Origin of the sequence: Burkholderia sp. Ap-955 (assembly GCF_011753045.1) — a bacterium.
Taxonomy (GTDB): Bacteria; Pseudomonadota; Gammaproteobacteria; order Burkholderiales; family Burkholderiaceae; genus Burkholderia; species Burkholderia lata_D.
Map to the genome: position 1 here is coordinate 17,753 of NZ_VWWH01000073.1, position 19,376 is coordinate 37,128.

The following is a 19,376-nucleotide window of genomic DNA, read 5'->3' on the forward strand; positions in this document are numbered from 1 at the left end:
GGCTATTCCGGCCGCTGCCGGCAGAATGCGAGCAGACCGGTCAGCGCGATTCCCATAAACAGGATCCATCCCGGCGCGAGCGTCGTCCAGCCTGCGGCGATGCTGCCGATGAAGTTGCCGAGCATCCCGCCGATCGCCCACGAAATCGCCGACGCGCCGAAATAGCTGCCGGCATTGCCGTCCGTCGTCAGGTCGGCGAGCGCGATATTCGATGCGGGAAGAATCAGGCTTTCGCCGAACGTGAAGACGATCGCGATCACGACCAGGATCGCGAGCGACGCATCCGCGCCCCGATCGCGGGCGAACAGCAGTGCCGCAACCGCAAAGCAGCCGCACAACGCGACATGCCCGATCACCATCATCGATCGCCAGTTCGTGCGCTGAAACCAGCCCATGCCGAGCCACGCAGTGGCGATTCCGATCAGCGCATTCGTGATGTAGAACGGTCTCACGCCGTTATAGCCGTGCGCGCCATGCGAAAAGGTCAGCGGGATGAATACGTAAATCTGCGTGTACACGGTCCAGAACGGGACAAGCGCCCAGCAGAGCCGACGAAACCGCCTGTCGCCGAACGCGACCAGCACGCCGCGCAACGGGTGCGCGGCGACTGCGTTGTGCGTGCTTCGTCCCGCGATCCACGGCGCAATCAGTGCGAGCGCCGCGAACACCGCGCCGCTCGCCAGAAACGGCAGCGCTCCGTTCGTGTTCGGCACGACAATCAGCAGCGCCGGGCCGATCAACGCGCCGAGATTGAGCGCCAGATTGTTCAGCGCGAACACCTTGGGGCGCACGGCGCCATCGAGCGAGCCGAAGATCGAATACGCGGTCGTTTCGTAAAGCGCGGCCCCCAGCCCTGACACGCACGCCCACATCAACAGACCCGGCAGCGACTGCGCAAACGCGAATCCGACGAACCCCGCCGCACGGCAAAGCAGGCCGAGCGTGGTCAGCACGCGACTGCTAAAGCGATCCGTCGACGCACCCAGCACCAGCGGCAGCAGCCGGCTCGCCAGCAGGTTCATCGTCAGCACGCTGGCAACGCTGCTCGCGTCCAGATGGCGCTCCATGTCGAGGAACGCGGCAAGCAACGGCAGCGACCCGAACACCGACAGGTTCACGAGGAACTGGAACATCAGCAGCAGCCGCGTCGACGTCGGCACGCCTTCCACGATGCCGGTGAGCCAGGCGGCCGGACGGTTGCGCTTCTGGCGAAACGGGCCGATTCTGTCGCCGGCCACCCGGCGATCGCAATCATCCATCATGTTCTCCACTGACGTTCGATGCCGGCCAGACGGAACATGAAAAAAGCCCCGTCCGTTTCCGGCGGGGCTTGGGGTGGGTTCGACACACTGACCTACGACGCGCGACCTCCTCCCGGCCCGCCATTGGCGGTCGTGGTGGTAGTCGTGGTCGTGACGAAAAGTGCGTTCATGTGAGGAATCTAGTCAACCTGCTGTCGGGCGTCAATACGTCGATTGCATGACCTGTCGGACAGGAAGTCCGTCGACACCACGGAAAATGCACCGGTCTGCCAGATCTTGCACGGCCGCTGAACCATACGACCATCCAAGCACGGCAATGCGCTCACCGCTGGAACGCCCCGCGCATCTGCGCGCCGGCCACGTCGAACACCTGACGAGCTGCCGGCGCCCTGCCCGCACGTCCGATAGGACGTCGTGCTCATCGACGCATCCAGCGGCGGGTACAGCAACAGCTGATGCGCGCTCGACGGGCCGCCCCGCTCCCGTGTGACGAGGCAGGCAGCCGCCGCCGGGCACCACGTCGGCACCGCGACGGCGCAGGCTCCCGCCTAGAACGTATGACGAAGGCCGACCACCGTCCCGACGGTCGTTCCGCGCCCCTCGTACAGCGCACCGTTGATCGCGAGCCCGGTATTCATCAGGCCATGGTTGTGGACCAACCCGACCTGCCCGTACACCGTCGTCGCTTTCGACAGGAAGTACCTCAACCCGATCGCGGTCAGCACCGATCGATTGCCGGTATCGTTGCCGTCGCTCGTCAGCCAGGCGCCCGCATCGGCTTCGACCGCGGGCGTGAACAAGTAACTTGCCCCGGCGCCGTACACGCGGCTGTCGAACCCGCCGCTCACCTTGAACAGCGCGTAAGAACCCTTGACGGTCAGGTTGCCGAAACTGTATGCCGCGCCGAGGGTGCGGCCGGTAAACGGCACGGTGCTCGGAATCGGCGTCCCCGGCGTGCCGCCCGCGTTGCCGTTGTACAGCGCTGCCGTGACGAGGAACCCGCCTCGCTGGTATTTGAGGCTGGCCGAATACTGCCGCCCCGCCTGGAAATCGCCCGCCTTCCCTCCCAGTCCGAACATCGCGCTTCCCTGGAAGCCGGCGATGTCCGGGCTCGTGTAGGACACGGCGTTCTGGTTGAACAGCCCCGTCACCAGCACGCTGTCGACATAGATGACGGCGCCGCTGCCGAAATAGGCCACGTCGCGCGGGTCGGTTCCGATCATCGACAACACGAACGGCGAGTATTGCAGGCCGGCCTTGACCGACCCGAAATCGCCGCTCAACCCGATCCACGCCTGACGGCCGAACAGGTTGCCGTTTGAATTGCCCAACGCGCCGCTCGGGATGTCGATGCCGCTCTCGAGGACGAACGTCGCCTTCATCCCGCCGCCCAGATCCTCCACGCCCCGCAAGCCGAATCGCGATGCCGCCGCGGCACCGTCGACCATCGCGAACTTGTGGCCGTCGTTCGCGCCGGTCCTCGTATTCAGCGACTTGTTCGTGTAGAGCACGGCGGCATCGAGCACCCCGTAGAGCGTGACGCTGCTCTGGGCATGCGCCATGCCGGACGTCGCGCCCAGCGACGCAGCAATGGCCAGGCCGAGCGTTCCCTGACGCCATGTCGATTTCATGTCTATCCTCCAAACCCAGATCGTTATTTTCAATGTCGCGTCACGGCGGAATGCCGATCAGCGCTTTTGCTACACGTCACAACCTGTCCGTCACGGCCTGTGCTCGCACCGCGCGGAGACTTCCCGATCCGGACGCGTCGCGTCGCGTCCGGTAGAAACTGAGCGCGCGTCGACGCGACAGACGACACGCATCGCCTTCATCGACGGCATTGAATGTCGAGTGACAATCCATCGCCGCACGCCATCCGGCATTCACCCTCGAGGCGATAGAACCGTCACGGCTCACGATGACCCGCGCGGGCCGACGGTGTGGCTGCGGCGGGCCGATCCCGGCTCATGGAGGGAATGGCGTACGCGAATCGCGTCGACCAGCGGCAACGCGCGCGATTGCCCATGCGCGTCAGGCGGCGAACCTCGTCGGGCCCTGGCGTGATCCGCAGCAGGCAGGTACAGGTCGATGACGTCTGACCGGTCGGCGATGCGGCAGGCACGCAGGACTCCTTGACGAATTTCCGATAGAGCGCGCTTCGACGAAGCACGTCGTTCACGACGTCATGCGAAACGATCACGACCGCATCGCAGCGCCGGACCGACGTGAACTGAGTGCAAGACTAAGAGCACGCCGGGGGGATTTGCCCCCCGCCAAAGGGGAGGCGGAAGCCTGGCGTCGGGGGGGCGCCGCGCGATCACCCCCCTACCGTGGGAAAACCCTCATCGTCGTGGGGGCGACTATCATTAACATGATGTGGTGCATTCCGGACTTACCCCCCATGAACTTGCCGTCCGAATCCGATGAGCCTCTCTGGAATCTCTCGCTGATACAGACGAAAATGGCGCCACCGCGCCCGCCCCGGTTCCGGGTCGCCCGGCGGACGCTGTCGAAGAAGCTCGCTGCGGCGGCCGAACACGCGGTCACGCTAGTCATCGCGCCGGCCGGGTTCGGCAAGACGACGACGCTGTCCGAATGGTGCGAAGTGCTCCGCACCCGCCATCAGCTCGTCGCGTGGCTGAGCCTGGACCATGACGACGACAATCCCGACCAGCTCGGCGCCTACCTCGTTGCTGCGTTGAACCATGGCACGGGCGGCGTCGGTCGGCAGGCTGAAAAGCTGCTGCGCCGCGATCCGATGACGCCCGGCAAGACGGTCATCTCCGTGCTGCTCAACGAGATCGCCGCGTGCGGCAAACAGGTCTTTCTGATCCTCGACGATTTCGACCGGCTCACGTCGCCCCCGGTATGTGCGGTGGTGTCGCGGCTGTTGCGCTACGCGCCGGCGAATTTCCACGTCCTGCTCGGCGCGCGCGGCGAGCCGAGGCTGGCGCTGGCCCAGCTCCGCATGCAGGGCCAGCTTCTGCGGATCGACGAATCGGATCTGCGCTTCTCCGCCGACGATGCACAGGCGTTCTTCGCGCGCACCGGCACCGCGCCGCTCGACCGCGGCGCCGTCGAGATGCTGAATGACGCAACCGAAGGATGGATCACGGGCCTGCAACTCGCGTCGCTGTCGCTGAAGGAAGAAACGGACGCCGCCAAGGTCGCGCGCGATCTCGCCGGCAATCGATTCGGCATCGACACCTATCTCGACGATGCCGTCCTGTCGCATCTGCCGCGCCCCATGTATCAGTTTCTGCTGCGGACCTCGATCGTCGATCACCTGAGCCCCGACCTCTGCGACGCCATCATGGGCGCCGGCGCGCGCAGCTGGGAAAAGCTCGACTGGCTCGAGCGTCACAACCTGTTCATCCGCGCGCTCGACGACGAGCGTCAATGGTTCCGCTATCACGCATTGCTGTCCGACGCGCTGAGGCGGCGGGCCGCCCGGCAACTGGCCGATGAATTGCCGCGGCTTCACCAACGCGCCGGCCAGTGGTTCGCGAATGCGCGGCAATGGCCGGACGCCGTACGTCACGCGCTCGCCGCCGGTGACACGCTGCAGGCCGCGGTCTGGGTCGAGCACTGCGCGGCCGCGTTGATGGATCGCAGCGACGTGAACACGCTGCTGAGCCTGATCGGCAAGCTGCCGCGCCAACTGGTGAAGTCGCGGCTGCGCTTGCGACTGGCGAATGCATGGGCGCTCGCGTTCCTGATGCGCATGCCGGAGGCCGGCGAGGTGCTGCGACACGCGCAATCCGACTTTGCGCGCCATCATGCCGATCGCACGCGGACAGAAGGCGAACCCGACGCGGCGCTGCCGATCGAGATGATTGCCGTGGATGCGGCGATTTCCGGCTTCGACGACGACAGCTACCGGTCACTCGAATTGGGACGCGAAGTCGTCCTCTCGTCGTTGCCCGCCTCTGCGTGGGTCAGGCGGCTCGGGGAAACGGCGCACATCTTCGGCCTGATCTACGACAGCCGCTTCGACGAGGTCGAGCGCCTCAGGCACGGCGCAGCCGCCGTCCCGGCCGACGATCACGATTTCATCTACGCCAACGTCTATCGCGAATGCATGTTCGGGCTGAACCTGCTGGTGAGCGGCCGCCTGCCGGAAGCGATGGTGCTGATGGAGCGGGCGATCGCGCATGCGGAAGCGAACGTGTTCCGCCATTCGGCGGCGGCGGCGGTTCCGGCCGGCTACCTGGCGGCACTCTGCTACGAGCAGAATGACGTGCCCCGTGCGCGGCAGCTGATCAACGATCGCTCGGCCATCACGGCGGAGGCGTGCCCGCTCGGCTCCCTGTCGAGCTACTGCCGCACCGCGGCGCGGCTCCACGCGCGAAACGACGACATCGCGTCCGCGCTGCTGTGCCTGCAGCAGGCCAGCGAAATCGCCGCGTCCCGACACTGGTTGCGCATGCGTGCATCGTGTGACGCGGAAATCGTACGGCTGTGCCTGCAGCAGGGCTGGGTCGATCGCGCACGGGAAACCGCCGGCGCACTGGACGCGCTGATGCCCGAGCAGATTCCGACGCCGATGGGCAGTTTCATCGAGACCTGGGCCAGCTGGTGCGAGATCAAGGCACGGCTCGACATGGCGACAGGCCGGCCGGATCGGGCGGCCGAACGGCTGCGCGAGTTGAGGACCACGCTCTCCCGTGCCGGGATGACCTACCTGGAAGCACGGATGTCGCTGCTGTACGCCATCGCGCTCCAGCAGGAACACGCGCATGAAGCGGCGTCGGCCGCGCTGACGGACGCGCTGCGCTATGCGCAGCCGAACGGCATGATCGGCAGTTTCGTCGACGAAGGCGAACCGATGCTGCGCCTGCTGACTCAGTTGCGCCGCGAAGCGTCCGGACGCGATGGCGTTCAACCGGCCTTCGTGGACCAACTGCTCGCCGCGTTCGACCCGCGTCGCACACCGACGGACGACAGCGACGTGCGCGACGCGCGAAACCTGCTCAGCGCGCGTGAGATCGAGATCCTCAATCACATTGCCCGCGGCATGTCGAACAAGGAAATCGGGCGGGCGCTGCAGGTCGCGCCCGAGACCATCAAGTGGCATCTGAAGAACATCTTCGAGAAGCTCAAGGTCGGCTCGCGCTTCGAGGCCGTCCAAAGCGCGCTCGGCGTGACACCGGCCGAGCGCGGCAAGGTCAGGGAAGCCAATTCCTGACACACATGCGACGCATCGTATTTATGACGACCGGAAGCCCGTCTCCAACGCAGTCCCATCCGGACGACACCCGTCGAAAATCAGCTGCATGACCGCAATGGACCCCGATATTCAGAACATGCTCCGCCGCTATCGCGAACGAGAGATCGACCTGCATCAGTTGCGCGTGTGGCTTGACGGCGAAAGAACGCGTGTGGACGCACACATCCCCCGCGGTGAATGGCTGAAACTGAGGCGAGGCAGTGAAGCGCAAAGCAACGGTGCGATCGCACGTCTGCTTCCGGGGTGCATACACTGTCTCCGTGTCGGCGAGCCCAAAGCATTCGCGTCACATCATGAGTATCAGCAGTACACCCACCGTCGTGACGCAGCCATCGCAAACGGCGTCCTCTCCGACATTCCCCAACCTCATTTCTCTTCCGAAGGCCCCGATTCGGCAGGCTCCGCGATGTACTGTCGCTGCACCTGCTGCCGCGCGATCTGGGCATTCGTCGAGCCCGAGAAAGCTGAAAACGGTTCGTGGAACCGAATCATCTAGGTGCGGCGTTCGACAAGCGAGCAACACGTCCGACGAAAGATAATCGAAAGCAATATCAACGCCCAATAGCCCGATAAAATTTCAAAAAATTGCAATCATCGTTTCACTATCAGACCTCCTTGAAGAGCAGGGCCGCCCCACAAGGTATTCCATACGATTGAGTCCCACCAAAAATTACAGAAACCCCTCAATCCAGACGCAATTCAAACCTCCAAATAACTTATATAGATAGAAGAAAATCTATCTAGCAACGTGCCCCTCCGCCCATCCCATTCCCTTAAGAAACCCCTCTATAATTTAGCAAACCAAAATACGATATTGAGGGCCACAAGATGAGCAGCTCGACCAATCCGCCTTTCCGTTTCTCTCTACAGGATTATTCACCTGCCGAACGTCTCGAGGCATGGCAGACCCAGTATTCGATTGCGGAGTTCGCTTTAACCACGCCGATTGACCCGATAATCGACTACCAGTTTATCGGCTACACGCTTGGCAACATCTCGGTCGGCAAATGGACCTACCATCATCCGGGGAACCCGGCCGTTCCGCTCTCGTACGCGCTCAACCGTTCGGCGGCGTTCATTCGGCGGGACGGGATGGACAACTATTCGTTCAACCTGCGGGACGCGGGAAGCGTGCGCGGGGAGATCGACGGACGGCCGGTGTTCGTGCAGCCCGGGGATATCCTCGTCGTCGACCAGGCGCGTCCTTATCACCGTGAAATCCAGGCGGGCGACGCGGTCACGCTGCTGGTCGCGCGCGACATGCTGCCGAGCCTGCCGTCGAGCGTCCACGGCACCATCTTCAGCGGCGGAATCAGCCAGCTCCTCGACAGCTACCTGAGGAGCCTGCTCGACAAGATCGGCACGCTGTCGCAGTCGGAAGCGCTGCATGCCGAGCAGGCGACGCTGAGCCTGGTGAAGGCGATGCTCAGCCCGACCGCACAAGAGATCTCGAATGCGCGCAACGAGTTGCTGTCTACCCTGTACGTGAAAATCAAGGAATACATCCGGCAGAACCTCGAATCACCGGACCTGTCGCCGGATCGAATCTGCAAGGAAATCGGCATCTCGCGCTCGAGCCTGTACCGATTGTTCGAGCAGGATGGCGGGGTCGCGAATTACATCCGCAAACGCCGCCTGCTCGCGATTCATCGCGCGCTGATGTCGCCCGAGAGCCCGCGTCACCGGATCGGCGATCTCGCATACCGATACGGCTTCAACAGCAACACGCAGCTCAGTCGCGCGTTCAAGCTGGAGTTCGGTCACGCGCCGAGCGAGACGCGCGTCGTCGCAGGAAGCCCGCAGCATCGCCTGCAACGCCACACGGATACCGACTACAACGGCTGGCTCGCGCAGATTCGCTGAACGTCGTGGCGCACACAGCGCACGACGGCCCGGCGTGCGGTGCACCGGGCCGTATGCGCATGCGGCCGAACAATCAGGCGAACGCTTCGACGGCGGCAGCCGTGTCCTCGAAGATCCGATAGTGGCGGATCACGTCGCCCTCGATACGTGCAACGACCGCGAATTCGCTCTTGAAGGTCCGGCCCGTCTTGCGCACGCGATGCTGCATGTAGCCGTACGCGAACACATATTCGTCGGCTTCGGCCCATTTTCGGATCTCGAACTGCTCGGTCTCGAACTGCTCGACCAGCGTGCCGAGCAGGCGTTCGACACCGGCCTTGCCGACGAAGCGCCCGTAGATCGGCAGGCTTTCGGGACCCTGCGGCTCGAACACCGTCGCGTCGTCGATCACTGCGAGCGCGCCCGGTACGTCACCGGCGCCGACCTTCGAGAAGAACTGTTGCAGCGGATTGAGTGCCATACAAACCTCCATGAATGGTGAATGGCAAAGCGGGATTGTCGAGACCGGCTCCCGCCGCGATGCCGGTATATCGTCGTGTCGCCGGCTAGGATTCGAGCAGCGCGATCTTGCCGTCGACATTCGCCCAGCGGGCCGCGTCGACCGGCGGCAGCTGGCTGCGCGTGATGCTCGGCCACGTCTTCGACAGCGTCGCGTTCAATGCGACGAACGCGTACTGCACCGCCGGCACTTCGTCGGCGGGAAAGATCGCGCCGACCGGGCATTCGGCACGGCACACGCCGCAATCGATGCACTCGTCCGGGTCGATGACCAGAAAATTCGCGCCTTCGTGAAAGCAATCGACCGGGCACACCTCGACGCAATCGGTGTAGCGGCATTTGATGCAGTTCTCCGTGATCACGTGTGCCATGTTCGGCTCCTGTCGAAAGGCCCGTGCGTCAGGACGACGCCGGCACGGAAACGCACAGCGACGCGGAGGCGAACAGCCGCTCGATCCACTCGCGCGTCTCGTCCGGGCTCGGCGTGCCGATAATCCCCGCAAGCGGGGTTTCGCGCGCCGAGTACGTGACGTTCGACGCGAATGCGCGACCCGTCTCGAGTTCGGCCCACGCGAGTACCGCGGGGCTCGTGCGGAACGGCTCGATGCCGGAGAACCCGTGGAAGCGGCCGCCGTGCACGTGATGGCCCGGAAACACGAACCAGCCATGCCAGAGCTGCTGCGCGAACGCGGTGCGCGCCGGCAGGCTGGCCGGCTCGCCGATCAGCAGCCGCAATTCGACCGACGGCAGATGGATGCCGGTGGCAAGTTCGAACGTCGCGACCACGTCCGCGCCGCCGACCCGGTTGCCGACTTCGAGGAACACCAGTTCGCCATCCTGCTCGATCGCTTCCAGGTGGAAGCTGCCCGTGTCGATGCGCACCGCGGCCAACACGCGCTCGACCCAGCGCCGGGCCGTGTCGCTCAGCGCGAAATGGAACGAGCCGAGCGGCTGGCCCGCCGCATAGCCGAGGCAGGTGCCTACATAGCGGCTCGCAGTGACCGCGCGTGGCGTGCCGTCCGCGACGATGCCGTCGAAATGCAGAATCGGGCCGTCGACGAATTCCTCCAGCTGAAAATCCTCGATACCCGGCGCGTCCGAATCGAGCGCGGCGACGCCCGTGCGACGCGCCGCCAACGCATCGAACAGCGCGGCGGGCGTATCGAACACGACGACGTCGGCACTCGACGCGCCGCTGTGCGGCTTCAGCACCGTCTTGCCGTGCCACGGCGTGTGCCCCTGCGCGTCGATCCATGCGCGCAACGGCAGGAAGCGCGGCACGCGCACACCGGCGTCGTGCACCGCCGCCTTCATTTTCACCTTATCGCGCACCAGCATCACGTCTTCGACCGATTTGCCGGCGATGCCGAATCGTGCCCGCAGCTTTGCCGCGTCGATCAATTCGTACTCCGACAAGGAAATCACGGCGTCGAATCGTTGCGGACGGGCTTCGAGCCACGCACTCGCCTCATCGAACGCGGAGGCGAGGCCGGCCCGCTCGACACGCGAGCAGCGCAGCTCCGCCGGAATCGTGTCGAGAATGTCGCGCTTGCCGAAATACGTGACGTCATGCCGATCGTGATCGATGCCGCGCGCATAGTCGATGCGCGGATAGGGCACGCGGTGCAATACGAGAATGTTCATCGCGGTCTCCGGACCAATGGATTGACGGTGGCGGTCACGCCGCCGCGCGCACTTCGCAAGCCGCATCGAGCGCAGCCGGCCAGCGCGCGCGCAGCGTCGCGACGACATCGCGAATATCGGCGTCCCCCGGTTCGAGCGTGATGCAGGCGAGCGCGACGAAATCGGCGTTGTCGCGTGCGATCGCGTGAACGAAGCGTCGGTCCGCGTGCAGCCATTCGAAACCTTGTGATTGCAGCGCGCCGTCGCGCAAGCCGAGCGTGCGCACGGTGTCGGCGATTGCGTCGCCGAGCGGGTCCGCGTCGGCTCGCACGTCCTGCGGCGAAAACTGCCGGTCGTATGCGACCCCCAGCATCACCGCGGCCGCGAAGCGCGCGGGCGCCGGCAGCGTCACGGGCGGCGCGACGCCCCAGACCGTGTCGATCCATGCATGGAACAGGTCGACGCCGTAAGCCCAGCGCGCGAGCCACCAGATCTTCATGCCTGCCGGGCGCCGGTTCGGTTCGACGACGGCGGCCTGCAACCCGTCGTCGCTGAGCTTGATCTCGTTGTGAAACGGGCCGTCGCGTTGCCCGACCAGCAGATTCGCGAGGCGGCCCGCGCGCGTGAGCGTGTCCGCTTCGTGATCGGCGAGCCGCGACGGCAGGATCTGCGCGACCTCGACCGGATAGCGGCCGGTCGCGCTGACCTTCTCGGTCGTAAACGCCAGCGCACCCAGGCCGTCGAACGAGAATTCGCGCGCGAACGGAATGAACGCTTCGCAGATCACGCCGCGCGACACGTACGGCGCGACCTCGCTGAACGCGGCGTCCAGGCTGTCGCCGTCGCGCACGACCACCACGCCGCGGTTGTTGCCCTCGCACGACGGCTTGACGACGAAGCCGCCCGGATGCGCGGCGGCGAAGCGCCGCAGATCGTCGACCGACGCCGCCTCCGCATAGTCCGGCACCATCACGCGCTGCGCTTCGAGCAGCGCACGCACGCGGTGTTCCGCGACCCGATACGCGTGCTTGCTGAACGCACCGGCCGCCAGCGACGCGGAATCGACCGGAAGGCCGAGCCGTTCCAGCAGCGCGGCGCCCTGCTGGACTGCGTTGTCCGAAAACACGATACCGGCCCGCAGGTCGCCCGCGATGCCCGCGAGCTGCGCAACGGCGGCGTCGACGAAGCCGTCCGCGAGCGGGTCGAGATCGATCACGTCGTCGCAGATACGCCGGTCACGTTCGCTCGGGCCCGAACGGATCAGCACCGTCCGGGCGCCGTAGCGCTCGCGCGCGTAGCGCGCCAGGTGTGCGACGTCTTCCACCCGGCTCAGGTTGTAGTCGACGATCAACAGCGTCGATGCGGAACGAGCAGTCATGATCAGGCTCCCAGCTCGGGTTCGGCGACCCGGTAGTGCACAGTGATGGCCTCCGCGGAAGCCGCGAGCAGCGTGTCGAGTTCGGCGTCGCGTTCCGCGCGGCTCATCGACCACAACAGCTGACCGAGAAAGACTTCGCGTGATGCCGGATCGACTTCGTCACCAGACTTCAGCAACACCTGCGTCACCACGGGTGCGCGCGGCAGCGGATTGAGTTCGATCGACTCGATCCGGCCCGGTGACGCAAAGTAGACGCGGAAGACCGTCGCGTTCGGCCCCGGTGCACGGCCGTCGGCGCCATACGCGAGGTGCGCGAGCGACGCGCGCGCGGCATCGGCATCCAGCAGCAGCACCGCAAGCCACATGTCGAGCAGGTTCGCCGCGCCCGTGAGCGCCTTCACGCTCGGCGAAATCAGGCTGCCGCCCACGCGCGGATTGATCTCGATCAGATCCCAGCGTGCACCGTCGAAACGGGCCTCGACATGGAAGCAGCCCCAGTCGAGCGCAAGGTGCGCGAACACCTTGCCGAGCCACGCGATGCCGGCCGCGCATTCGTGCGCGGCGATCGAGACGGGCGGGCTGGTGCAGCTGTCTTCCAGCACGGTGCCGTTCGCTTCGGTCAGCTCGCATTTCTCGTGGATCGCGACCACATGCAGACGTCCGTCGACCACCAGCACCTCGAAGCTGCACTCGGTCCCGCTCACGTACTCTTCCGCGATGAAACGGACGCCGTTGCCGAGCACCGACGCATAGACCGTATCGGCCCGCGCTTCGGCCGCGATCGCCTCGAGCGTCGCCCAGGTCGTGTCGTGCGTGAGCCGGAAGGCGCCGTACGACGCGATGCCCTGCACCGGCTTCACGAAATAGTCGCCGCCCGTCGCCTGCAGCGCACGCAGCACGTCCGGTGTGAGCGTGCGCGCAATTCGGCTGGAGAGGCCGGCCGCATGCAGCGCGTTGCGGACCTGGAGCTTGTCGCGCAGCGATTCGACCTGTGCGGGTGCGAGATCCGCGACACCCAGGCGCGCATTCGCATGAGCCATCAGCCCGCGGTAGCCTTCCCACACCGAAATGCAGGCGCGCACCCGCACGCCGCGCGCCTGCAACGCGTCGAGCGTGCGGTCGACATCCTCCTCCGACAGCTCGTGCGCGTCGCCCGCATGGACGCCGGCCGCCAGCGCGCGCAGCGCGTCGAGGCGCCCCGCGTGCTCCGGCAGCGGCCGGGAAGACAGGACGTACGCGTGCAATTGCCGCTGGCCGATCGCCGCGACCAGATCCTCGACGAACGAATAACCGCAGTGACTCAGAATCAGAACGCCATCAGCCAGCATGTCGGCTCTCCCGTCAGGCTGCCGCCTTCAGCGTCGACGCGATCTTGTCGTCGTACAGTTCCTTGAAATACAGCGCGAGAACCGTCTGGTGTTCGCCCAGATAGCGCTTCAGCGCCGCGATGTCATCGTCGTCGCGCAGCAGGTAGCGGATCGCCGCCCACACTTCTCCCGGATGGTCGTCGTTGATGTCGGTGTGCGAATGCGCGATCTGCCCGCCGATGTTCTGCTCGCCGACCGAATCCTTCAGCGCCTCGATCTTGCGCGGCTCGAGTTTCACGTTCACGTACTCGACCAGATACGAGTACGCGACGACGCCGAGCGGGCCTTCGTGATCGAGCAGATACGAGAAATAGCCGGTCAGCAGCTTCGTCGACAGGTACGGCTCCGTCGCAAGAAACGCGTCGCGCGTGACGCCGGCGCGCTCGAGATCCTGGATGAACAGGTCGTCGTGCAGCATTTCCTCGCGCTCGTAGTTCGCCCAGATCTGCGCCGCTTCCGGGCTGCGCTTCGCGATCTCGGCGAGCGCCTTCGATTCGGACACGCGCAGCAGCCGGATACGCCACGCCGTTTCGATCAGGTGGCGACGGTAGTACTCGCTGTCGACGGTCTTGCCTTCGAGGTGCGCGGCATACGGCACGGTGTCGTACCACGTGTCGATCTGACGATCGATCAGTGCATCGATCTCGCCGCGCAACTGCGCGGATGCGGCTGCATTCAGGAACGGCGTACGGTGCTCGAGACCGGCGTTTTTCACACGATTACTCATAAGAAATCCTATATAAATGACGTGGAGACAGGCATGGAACGCAACGTTGATGGATTCAGCCGTCGGACGTGACGACCTGCACGGTCGCCGCGCCGGTCAGCCGGCATTGACACGCGAGCCTGAAGTGCTCGTCCGGATATCCGAGCCTGCGGAGAAAGGCCGCTTCTTCCACCTGCCGGCTGCCGAGATTGGGCAGGCCGTCCAGGACTTCGATGACACAGGCACCGCACGCACCCGCCCGGCAGCCGAACGGAATCGATTCCTGTCCGTGCAGCTCGAAGTCGAGCTCCGTCAACGCAGCGCGATCCGGAAGCCATACTTCGATACCCTGCGGCAGCAACGTCAGTCTGTGCATCGCTTCATCCTCCGTGTCCATCCGGGCCGCCGTCACCTGCGAACGCAGCAGCGAGCCCGGTGCACGTAATGTATGAAAAGCGCGGCCGTCACCGTTAGCGTTTTTGTCCCAACAAACCGACGATTCGTTTCTGTGCATCCGCCCGCACCGAATGCCGTGCGGGCTGGGACGCACTGTCAATCCATTGAGACGCGCCGGCTAACCGCCGCGCATCGCGTTCAGTACATTTCCCATCATCGTCGGCTTCGCAGCGCGGCCCTGGCGCCGGTATCCGCCATCAGCGGAGTCGTATGGTCCGCAATCCCTCCCATCCCGAGACTGGAGCGACAAGCATGTCAACGCAAGCGATTCAAGCAGCAGCACAGCACCTGATCCACGCGGCACACGGCCCCGAAACGGCAGACGTTCCGCGCTGCAATACGCTGGACGCACAGAAGCGCCTGAACGCGTTCTACCTGCGCGAACTCGCGCCGCCGAGCGCATACGACACGATTCCGCAACCGGCGGAATACGACGAGATCCTGGCGCTGGAAAGCGAGTGGAATCTCCACGAGGAATCGCGCCTCGACCTGTCCGGGCTGCCCGAGAACGCCGAACAACTCGAGGAGTGGTACTACACGCTGCGTCGTACGAATCGCGAGGCCGTCGCACCGTTCTTCCGCTTTCTCGCAGAGGAAGCGTCGCTCGAGCAGCTCGCGTTCTACGTCTGCCTCGAAGCCCAGGTCGACGGACGCTTCGACGACACGATCGCGCTGTCGCAGATCGGCATGCTGGGCGACATGAAGCTCGCGGTCGCGGAGAACTTCTGGGACGAAATGGGGCTCGGCGAGCTGGAAGGCATGCACACGCTGCTGTTCGGCAAGGCCGAGCCGCATTTCCGGCAGTACCTGCAGCGCTTCGACCCGTCGATCCTGTCGTCGGCCCTTGCGCTGAAGAACGGCAACCTGCTGTCGATGTACGCGCTGCGCCGCTGGTACGTGGTCCGCCTGCTCGGCACGCTGACGCTGCTCGAGGACACGGTGCCATACCGCTTCTCGAAGATGGTGAAGGGCATGCGCCGCCACCAGGTGCCCGAGGAAGTCATCGCCTACCACGTGCTGCACACGAAGATCGACGTGGTGCACGGCAATAGCCTGGTGAAGCGCGTGCTGCTGCCGCTCGCGACGCAAAACCCGGCCGCGATCCGGGACATCTGCATCGGTTGCCTGATCCGCTTCAACGTCGAGAAGGATTACTACGCAGGCGCGGGCCAGGTGATGGAGAACATGCGCCAGTCGCTGCAGTAACGCGGCGGCGCGGGCTACCCCACGCGCCGAGCCGTTTCCCGGGGCGGTCCGCGCGACCCGCGTGCGCCGCCCCGCCTGCTTTCTTCATGCCGGTTCGCACCCCGTCACCATCATGAGCCTCGAACAACTGTCTCCGCTACCGCGCGCCCCGCAGACCCATGCGGCGGCCGCCCACGCCACGCTGACGCGCCCCGTCACGCTGCTGTTCGCGACGACGGCGGGATTCGCCGTCGCCAACGTCTACTACGCGCAGCCGTTGCTCGACACGCTCGCGCGCCAGTTCGACATCTCGCGCGCCGCCATCGGCGGCATCATGACGATCACGAGCATCTGCTACGGACTCGGCCTCCTGCTCCTCGTTCCGCTCGGCGATCTGTGGGACCGGCGCCGGATGATCCTGATCCAGTCGGTCGTCTGTGCGCTCGCGCTGCTGTCGATCGCCACCGCCACGCGCGCCTCCGTGCTGTTCGCCGGCATGGCGCTGATCGGCTTCCTGAGCGTCGTCACCCAGGTGCTCGTGTCGTTCGCGGCGGGGCTCGCCGAACCGGCGGAACGCGGGCAGGTGGTCGGCACGGTGACGAGCGGCATCGTGCTCGGCATCCTGCTCGCGCGCACGTTCTCGGGCGCGATCGCCGACCTCGCGGGATGGCGCGCGGTGTATTTCACGTCGGCCAGCGTCATGCTGCTGCTCGCCGTCGTCCTGTCGCGCGTCCTCCCGCACCATCGCCTTCCGGGTGTCGCCGAACCGTATCCGCGCCTGATCGCGTCGGTATTCGCCCTCTTCGCGCAGGAGCGCGTGCTGCGTGTGCGCGCATTCATCGCCTTCCTGCATTTCGCGGCCGCGATGACGCTGTGGACGCCGATGGTGCTGCCACTCAGCGCGCCGCCGCTGTCGCTGTCGCACACGGAAATCGGGCTGTTCGGGCTCGCGGGCGCGGCGGGCGCGCTCGGCGCCGCACGCGCCGGCCGTCTCGCCGATCGCGGCCTGGCGCAATGGACGTCCGGCATCGGGCTCGCGCTGATGCTCGTGTCATGGCTGCCCACCGCGCTCATGATGCATTCGCTCGTGGCGCTCGTCGTGGGCGTCGTTGCATTCGACCTCGGCCTGCAGGCGGTGCATGTGACCAACCAGAGCCTGATCTACGGCGTGCGCCCCGACGCACGCAGCCGCCTGACGGCCGGCTACATGCTGCTCTACGCCGCCGGCTGCGCGTCCGGCTCGATCGCGTCGACCTACGTGTATGCGCGCTTCGGCTGGGCCGGCGTCTGTACGCTCGGCGCCGCGTTCAGCGCGCTCGCGCTGCTGTTCTGGTATGCGACGCTGCGCCCGCGTGCGTGACGTCCGTCTCTTTCCTCCACCCACCTCCACTGACAGCATGGACGCCAAACTCTCACACGACCTCGTCGGCATCGAAGCGGTTCTGCAGCGTACCCTCGATCACGCGCTCGACGTGCTGGACCGCATCGACGAGCGCCCGGCCGCGCTCGCGCCGCCCGCTGCCGTGCCGCACCCGCTACCGACCCAGGGCCCCGGCTTCGACGCGGCACTGGACGATTTCCTGGCGCGCTGGGCCCCCGGCTTCTCCGGGAGCGCCGGCGCGCGCTACCTCGGCTTCGTGACAGGCGGCGCGACGCCCGCCGCGCTCGCCGGCGACTGGCTGACCAGCGTGTATGACCAGAACCCGACGGCGGGCATCGACAGCTCGGCCCCCGATCTCGAGCGCGAAACCGTCGCACGGCTGCGCGAGCTGTTCGGATTGTCGGATGCGCAGCAGGGCGTGCTCGTCAGCGGCGCGACGATGTCGAACCTGGTCGGCCTCGCCATCGGCCGCGAATGGCTGGGCGAACGATGCCCGGAGCATGTCGACATCGCGGAGGATGGCGTGGGCATGCTGCCGCCGATCCGTGTGCTGTCCGGCACCCCGCACTCGAGCATCTACAAGGCGCTCTCCGTGCTCGGCATCGGGCGTCGCGCGGTACAGAAGATCCCGACGCTGAAGGACCGCGAGGCGATCGACGTCGACGCACTCGAGGCCGCGCTGCAGCGTTTCGCGGGCGAGCCGGTGATCGTCGTCGCGAACGCCGGAACGGTCAATACCGTCGACTACGACGCGTTGCAGGCGATCGCCGCGCTCCGGTCGCGCTACCCGTTCTGGCTGCACGTCGATGCGGCGTTCGGCGCGTTCGCCGCGCTGTCGCCCGACCACGCCGCGCTCGTGCGCGGCCTCGACGACGCCGATTCGATCTGCATCGACCTGCACAAGTGGCTGAACGTGCCGTACGACGCCGCGGTGCAGTTCAGCCGCCGGCGCGACCTGCAGGTGCGGGTCTTCCAGAACAGCTCCGCGTACCTGGGCGTGCCGACCGACAATCCGGACTTCGTCCACCTCACGCCGGAGAATTCGCGCCGGTTGCGCGCGCTGTCGACCTGGTTCGCGCTTGCTGCGTACGGCCGCGACGGCCATGCGGAAATCGTCCGGCGCAACATCGCGCTCGCGCATCGGCTCGGCAGGCAGATCGCCGAGCAGCCGGGCCTGGCGTTGTTGGCGCCGACCCGCGTCAACGTCGTCTGCTTCACGCTCGCCGAGCAGCCCGACGAGGCACGCGTCAACGCATACATGCGCGCGGTGCGCGATCTCGGCGACGTCTTCATCACGACGACGGTCCATGCGGGCACGTGGGGCTTGCGCGCCGCGTTCTGCAACTGGCGGACCGACACGCGCGATGTCGACCGCGTGTTCGAGTCGCTGGTCAGCGCACTCGGAGCCGTGCGATGAGCGCCCCGATCGACGCCACCCGCGCGGAACGGTGGACGCTGCTGGCAATCGGCGCAGGCAGCCTCGCGCTCGTCGCCGGCGCACTGTGGATCCAGCTGGTGTGGCAGGAGGATCCGTGCCCGCTGTGCATCATCCAGCGCTATCTGTTCCTGCTGATCGCACTGTTCGCGTTCGTAGGGGCAGCAGGCGGGCGCCGCGTTGCGTTGCTGCGAGGACTCTCGCTGGCCACCGCACTGGCCGGCGCGGCGGTCGCCATACGGCACATCTACGTGCAGGCTCATCCGGGATTCAGTTGCGGCTTCGATGCATTGCAGCCGTTGGTCGACAGCCTGCCGCCGGCGCACTGGCTGCCGTTGGTCTTCAAGGTCGGCGGGTTGTGCGAAACGCTGTATCCGCCGATTCTCGGGCTGTCGTTGCCGATGTGGGCGCTGGCGGGGTTCGCCGTGATTGCGGCAGCGCTCGGCTGGCGGATACGCGCGCAAGCGGTCGTCCGCACCGCCTGATTCCTCCCTCTGACGTGCGGACGCGCGGTGTGATCGGGCGACACCGGTGTCCGCACACCGTCGTCAAACACACCATGACATTCAAAGTCGCACTGACGCAAAGCGGCCGGCAATTCCAGGTCGAGTCGGATGAAACCGTGCTGGCGGCCGCGCTGCGCCAGAACGTCCATCTGCCGTACGGCTGCAAGAACGGCGCGTGCGGCTCCTGCAAGGGCCAGATCGTGTCGGGCCAGATCGAACAGGGCCCGCACGCCGCGTCGGCGCTGTCCAACGACGAGCGCACGCGCGGCCTCGCGCTGCTGTGCTGCTCGAAGGCGCAGTGCGACCTCGAAATCGACGTGCGTGAAATCGCCGGCGTCGACGGCGTGCAGGTCAAGAAGCTGCCGTGCCGCATCGCCGCGCTCGAGCGCAAGGCCGACGACGTGATGGTCGTGAAGCTCCAGTTGCCCGCCAACGAACGCCTGCAGTATCTCGCGGGCCAGTACGTCGAGTTCATCCTGAAGGACG

At 65.9% G+C, this 19,376-nt stretch carries 17 protein-coding genes; 8 read left to right on the plus strand and 9 right to left on the minus strand.

The features are described 5' to 3' along the window. Positions 1-2: 2 nt before the first annotated feature. Positions 3-1,259, minus strand: a complete 1,257-nt coding sequence (locus tag F3J15_RS28250; protein WP_166895344.1) for an MFS transporter — start codon at positions 1,257-1,259, stop codon at positions 3-5. A gap of 551 nt (positions 1,260-1,810) precedes the next feature. Continuing rightward, positions 1,811-2,893 carry a porin gene (locus tag F3J15_RS28255; RefSeq protein WP_166895346.1) on the minus strand — a complete coding sequence of 361 codons (1,083 nt, stop codon included), beginning with the start codon at positions 2,891-2,893 and terminating at the stop codon, positions 1,811-1,813. A gap of 554 nt (positions 2,894-3,447) precedes the next feature. On the opposite strand from F3J15_RS28255, the gene F3J15_RS28260 reads away from it, so the two are divergent. The 3 genes from F3J15_RS28260 (at position 3,448) to F3J15_RS28270 (ending at position 8,355) form a co-directional block, all read left to right on the plus strand. Beyond that, positions 3,448-6,450, plus strand: a complete 3,003-nt coding sequence (locus F3J15_RS28260) for a LuxR C-terminal-related transcriptional regulator (protein ID WP_166895348.1) — start codon at positions 3,448-3,450, stop codon at positions 6,448-6,450. An 88-nt stretch (positions 6,451-6,538) separates the two neighbouring features. Then, positions 6,539-6,988 carry a hypothetical protein gene (locus tag F3J15_RS28265; protein ID WP_240158592.1) on the plus strand — a complete coding sequence of 150 codons (450 nt, stop codon included), beginning with the start codon at positions 6,539-6,541 and terminating at the stop codon, positions 6,986-6,988. Between the two features lie 332 nt (positions 6,989-7,320). Further along, on the plus strand, positions 7,321-8,355 hold the full coding sequence (locus F3J15_RS28270; RefSeq protein WP_166895350.1) for a helix-turn-helix domain-containing protein: 1,035 nt from the start codon (positions 7,321-7,323) through the stop codon (positions 8,353-8,355). A 73-nt stretch (positions 8,356-8,428) separates the two neighbouring features. Here the strand turns inward: F3J15_RS28270 and F3J15_RS28275 are convergent, their stop codons facing one another. The 7 genes from F3J15_RS28275 to F3J15_RS28305 form a co-directional block, all read right to left on the minus strand. Further along, entirely contained in the window at positions 8,429-8,815 is a 387-nt protein-coding gene (locus tag F3J15_RS28275) for a nuclear transport factor 2 family protein (RefSeq protein ID WP_166895352.1), read from the minus strand. Positions 8,816-8,900: 85 nt separating this feature from the next. Continuing rightward, complete coding sequence (gene fdxA, locus F3J15_RS28280; RefSeq protein WP_069250442.1) at positions 8,901-9,224, minus strand: ferredoxin FdxA; 324 nt, start codon at positions 9,222-9,224, stop codon at positions 8,901-8,903. A gap of 28 nt (positions 9,225-9,252) precedes the next feature. Beyond that, complete coding sequence (locus F3J15_RS28285) at positions 9,253-10,497, minus strand: ATP-grasp domain-containing protein (protein ID WP_166895354.1); 1,245 nt, start codon at positions 10,495-10,497, stop codon at positions 9,253-9,255. Between the two features lie 34 nt (positions 10,498-10,531). Beyond that, on the minus strand, positions 10,532-11,854 hold the full coding sequence (locus F3J15_RS28290; RefSeq protein WP_166895356.1) for an ATP-grasp domain-containing protein: 1,323 nt from the start codon (positions 11,852-11,854) through the stop codon (positions 10,532-10,534). Positions 11,855-11,856: 2 nt separating this feature from the next. Further along, positions 11,857-13,182 carry an ATP-grasp domain-containing protein gene (locus tag F3J15_RS28295; RefSeq protein ID WP_166895358.1) on the minus strand — a complete coding sequence of 442 codons (1,326 nt, stop codon included), beginning with the start codon at positions 13,180-13,182 and terminating at the stop codon, positions 11,857-11,859. Positions 13,183-13,195: 13 nt separating this feature from the next. Continuing rightward, positions 13,196-13,948, minus strand: a complete 753-nt coding sequence (locus F3J15_RS28300) for a hypothetical protein (RefSeq protein WP_069250438.1) — start codon at positions 13,946-13,948, stop codon at positions 13,196-13,198. 55 nt (positions 13,949-14,003) lie between these two features. After that, complete coding sequence (locus tag F3J15_RS28305) at positions 14,004-14,441, minus strand: 2Fe-2S iron-sulfur cluster-binding protein (RefSeq protein ID WP_240158590.1); 438 nt, start codon at positions 14,439-14,441, stop codon at positions 14,004-14,006. A 194-nt stretch (positions 14,442-14,635) separates the two neighbouring features. Between F3J15_RS28305 and F3J15_RS28310 the strand changes: the two genes are divergently transcribed. The 5 genes from F3J15_RS28310 to F3J15_RS28330 all read left to right on the plus strand — a co-directional run. Then, positions 14,636-15,589, plus strand: a complete 954-nt coding sequence (locus F3J15_RS28310; protein ID WP_205191040.1) for an iron-containing redox enzyme family protein — start codon at positions 14,636-14,638, stop codon at positions 15,587-15,589. Between the two features lie 112 nt (positions 15,590-15,701). Further along, complete coding sequence (locus tag F3J15_RS28315; RefSeq protein WP_205191041.1) at positions 15,702-16,928, plus strand: MFS transporter; 1,227 nt, start codon at positions 15,702-15,704, stop codon at positions 16,926-16,928. A 37-nt stretch (positions 16,929-16,965) separates the two neighbouring features. Beyond that, the gene (locus F3J15_RS28320) at positions 16,966-18,366 is read left to right on the plus strand and encodes a pyridoxal-dependent decarboxylase (RefSeq protein WP_166895360.1); all 1,401 of its coding nucleotides are present in this window, start codon (positions 16,966-16,968) and stop codon (positions 18,364-18,366) included. Beyond that, entirely contained in the window at positions 18,363-18,869 is a 507-nt protein-coding gene (locus tag F3J15_RS28325) for a disulfide bond formation protein B (RefSeq protein WP_166895362.1), read from the plus strand. The genes F3J15_RS28320 and F3J15_RS28325 overlap by 4 nt, the downstream gene beginning before the upstream one ends. 74 nt (positions 18,870-18,943) lie before the next feature. Next, positions 18,944-19,376, plus strand: a 433-nt coding sequence (locus F3J15_RS28330) for a 2Fe-2S iron-sulfur cluster-binding protein (RefSeq protein WP_166895364.1), incomplete at its 3' end; no start/stop codon positions are given.

Bases quoted from the DNA above. Each gene is read 5' to 3' on its own strand.
- F3J15_RS28295 (WP_166895358.1), bottom strand. From the start codon at position 13,182: ATGCTGGCTGATGGCGTTCTGATTCTGAGTCACTGCGGTTATTCGTTC.
- F3J15_RS28315 (WP_205191041.1), top strand. From the start codon at position 15,702: ATGAGCCTCGAACAACTGTCTCCGCTACCGCGCGCCCCGCAGACCCAT.
- F3J15_RS28270 (WP_166895350.1), top strand. From the start codon at position 7,321: ATGAGCAGCTCGACCAATCCGCCTTTCCGTTTCTCTCTACAGGATTAT.
- F3J15_RS28265 (WP_240158592.1), top strand. From the start codon at position 6,539: ATGACCGCAATGGACCCCGATATTCAGAACATGCTCCGCCGCTATCGC.
- F3J15_RS28285 (WP_166895354.1), bottom strand. From the start codon at position 10,497: ATGAACATTCTCGTATTGCACCGCGTGCCCTATCCGCGCATCGACTAT.
- F3J15_RS28250 (WP_166895344.1), bottom strand. From the start codon at position 1,259: ATGGATGATTGCGATCGCCGGGTGGCCGGCGACAGAATCGGCCCGTTT.
- F3J15_RS28300 (WP_069250438.1), bottom strand. From the start codon at position 13,948: ATGAGTAATCGTGTGAAAAACGCCGGTCTCGAGCACCGTACGCCGTTC.
- F3J15_RS28325 (WP_166895362.1), top strand. From the start codon at position 18,363: ATGAGCGCCCCGATCGACGCCACCCGCGCGGAACGGTGGACGCTGCTG.
- F3J15_RS28255 (WP_166895346.1), bottom strand. From the start codon at position 2,893: ATGAAATCGACATGGCGTCAGGGAACGCTCGGCCTGGCCATTGCTGCG.
- F3J15_RS28310 (WP_205191040.1), top strand. From the start codon at position 14,636: ATGTCAACGCAAGCGATTCAAGCAGCAGCACAGCACCTGATCCACGCG.
- F3J15_RS28290 (WP_166895356.1), bottom strand. From the start codon at position 11,854: ATGACTGCTCGTTCCGCATCGACGCTGTTGATCGTCGACTACAACCTG.
- F3J15_RS28320 (WP_166895360.1), top strand. From the start codon at position 16,966: ATGGACGCCAAACTCTCACACGACCTCGTCGGCATCGAAGCGGTTCTG.
- fdxA (WP_069250442.1), bottom strand. From the start codon at position 9,224: ATGGCACACGTGATCACGGAGAACTGCATCAAATGCCGCTACACCGAT.
- F3J15_RS28260 (WP_166895348.1), top strand. From the start codon at position 3,448: ATGCGAAACGATCACGACCGCATCGCAGCGCCGGACCGACGTGAACTG.
- F3J15_RS28305 (WP_240158590.1), bottom strand. From the start codon at position 14,441: ATGCACAGAAACGAATCGTCGGTTTGTTGGGACAAAAACGCTAACGGT.
- F3J15_RS28275 (WP_166895352.1), bottom strand. From the start codon at position 8,815: ATGGCACTCAATCCGCTGCAACAGTTCTTCTCGAAGGTCGGCGCCGGT.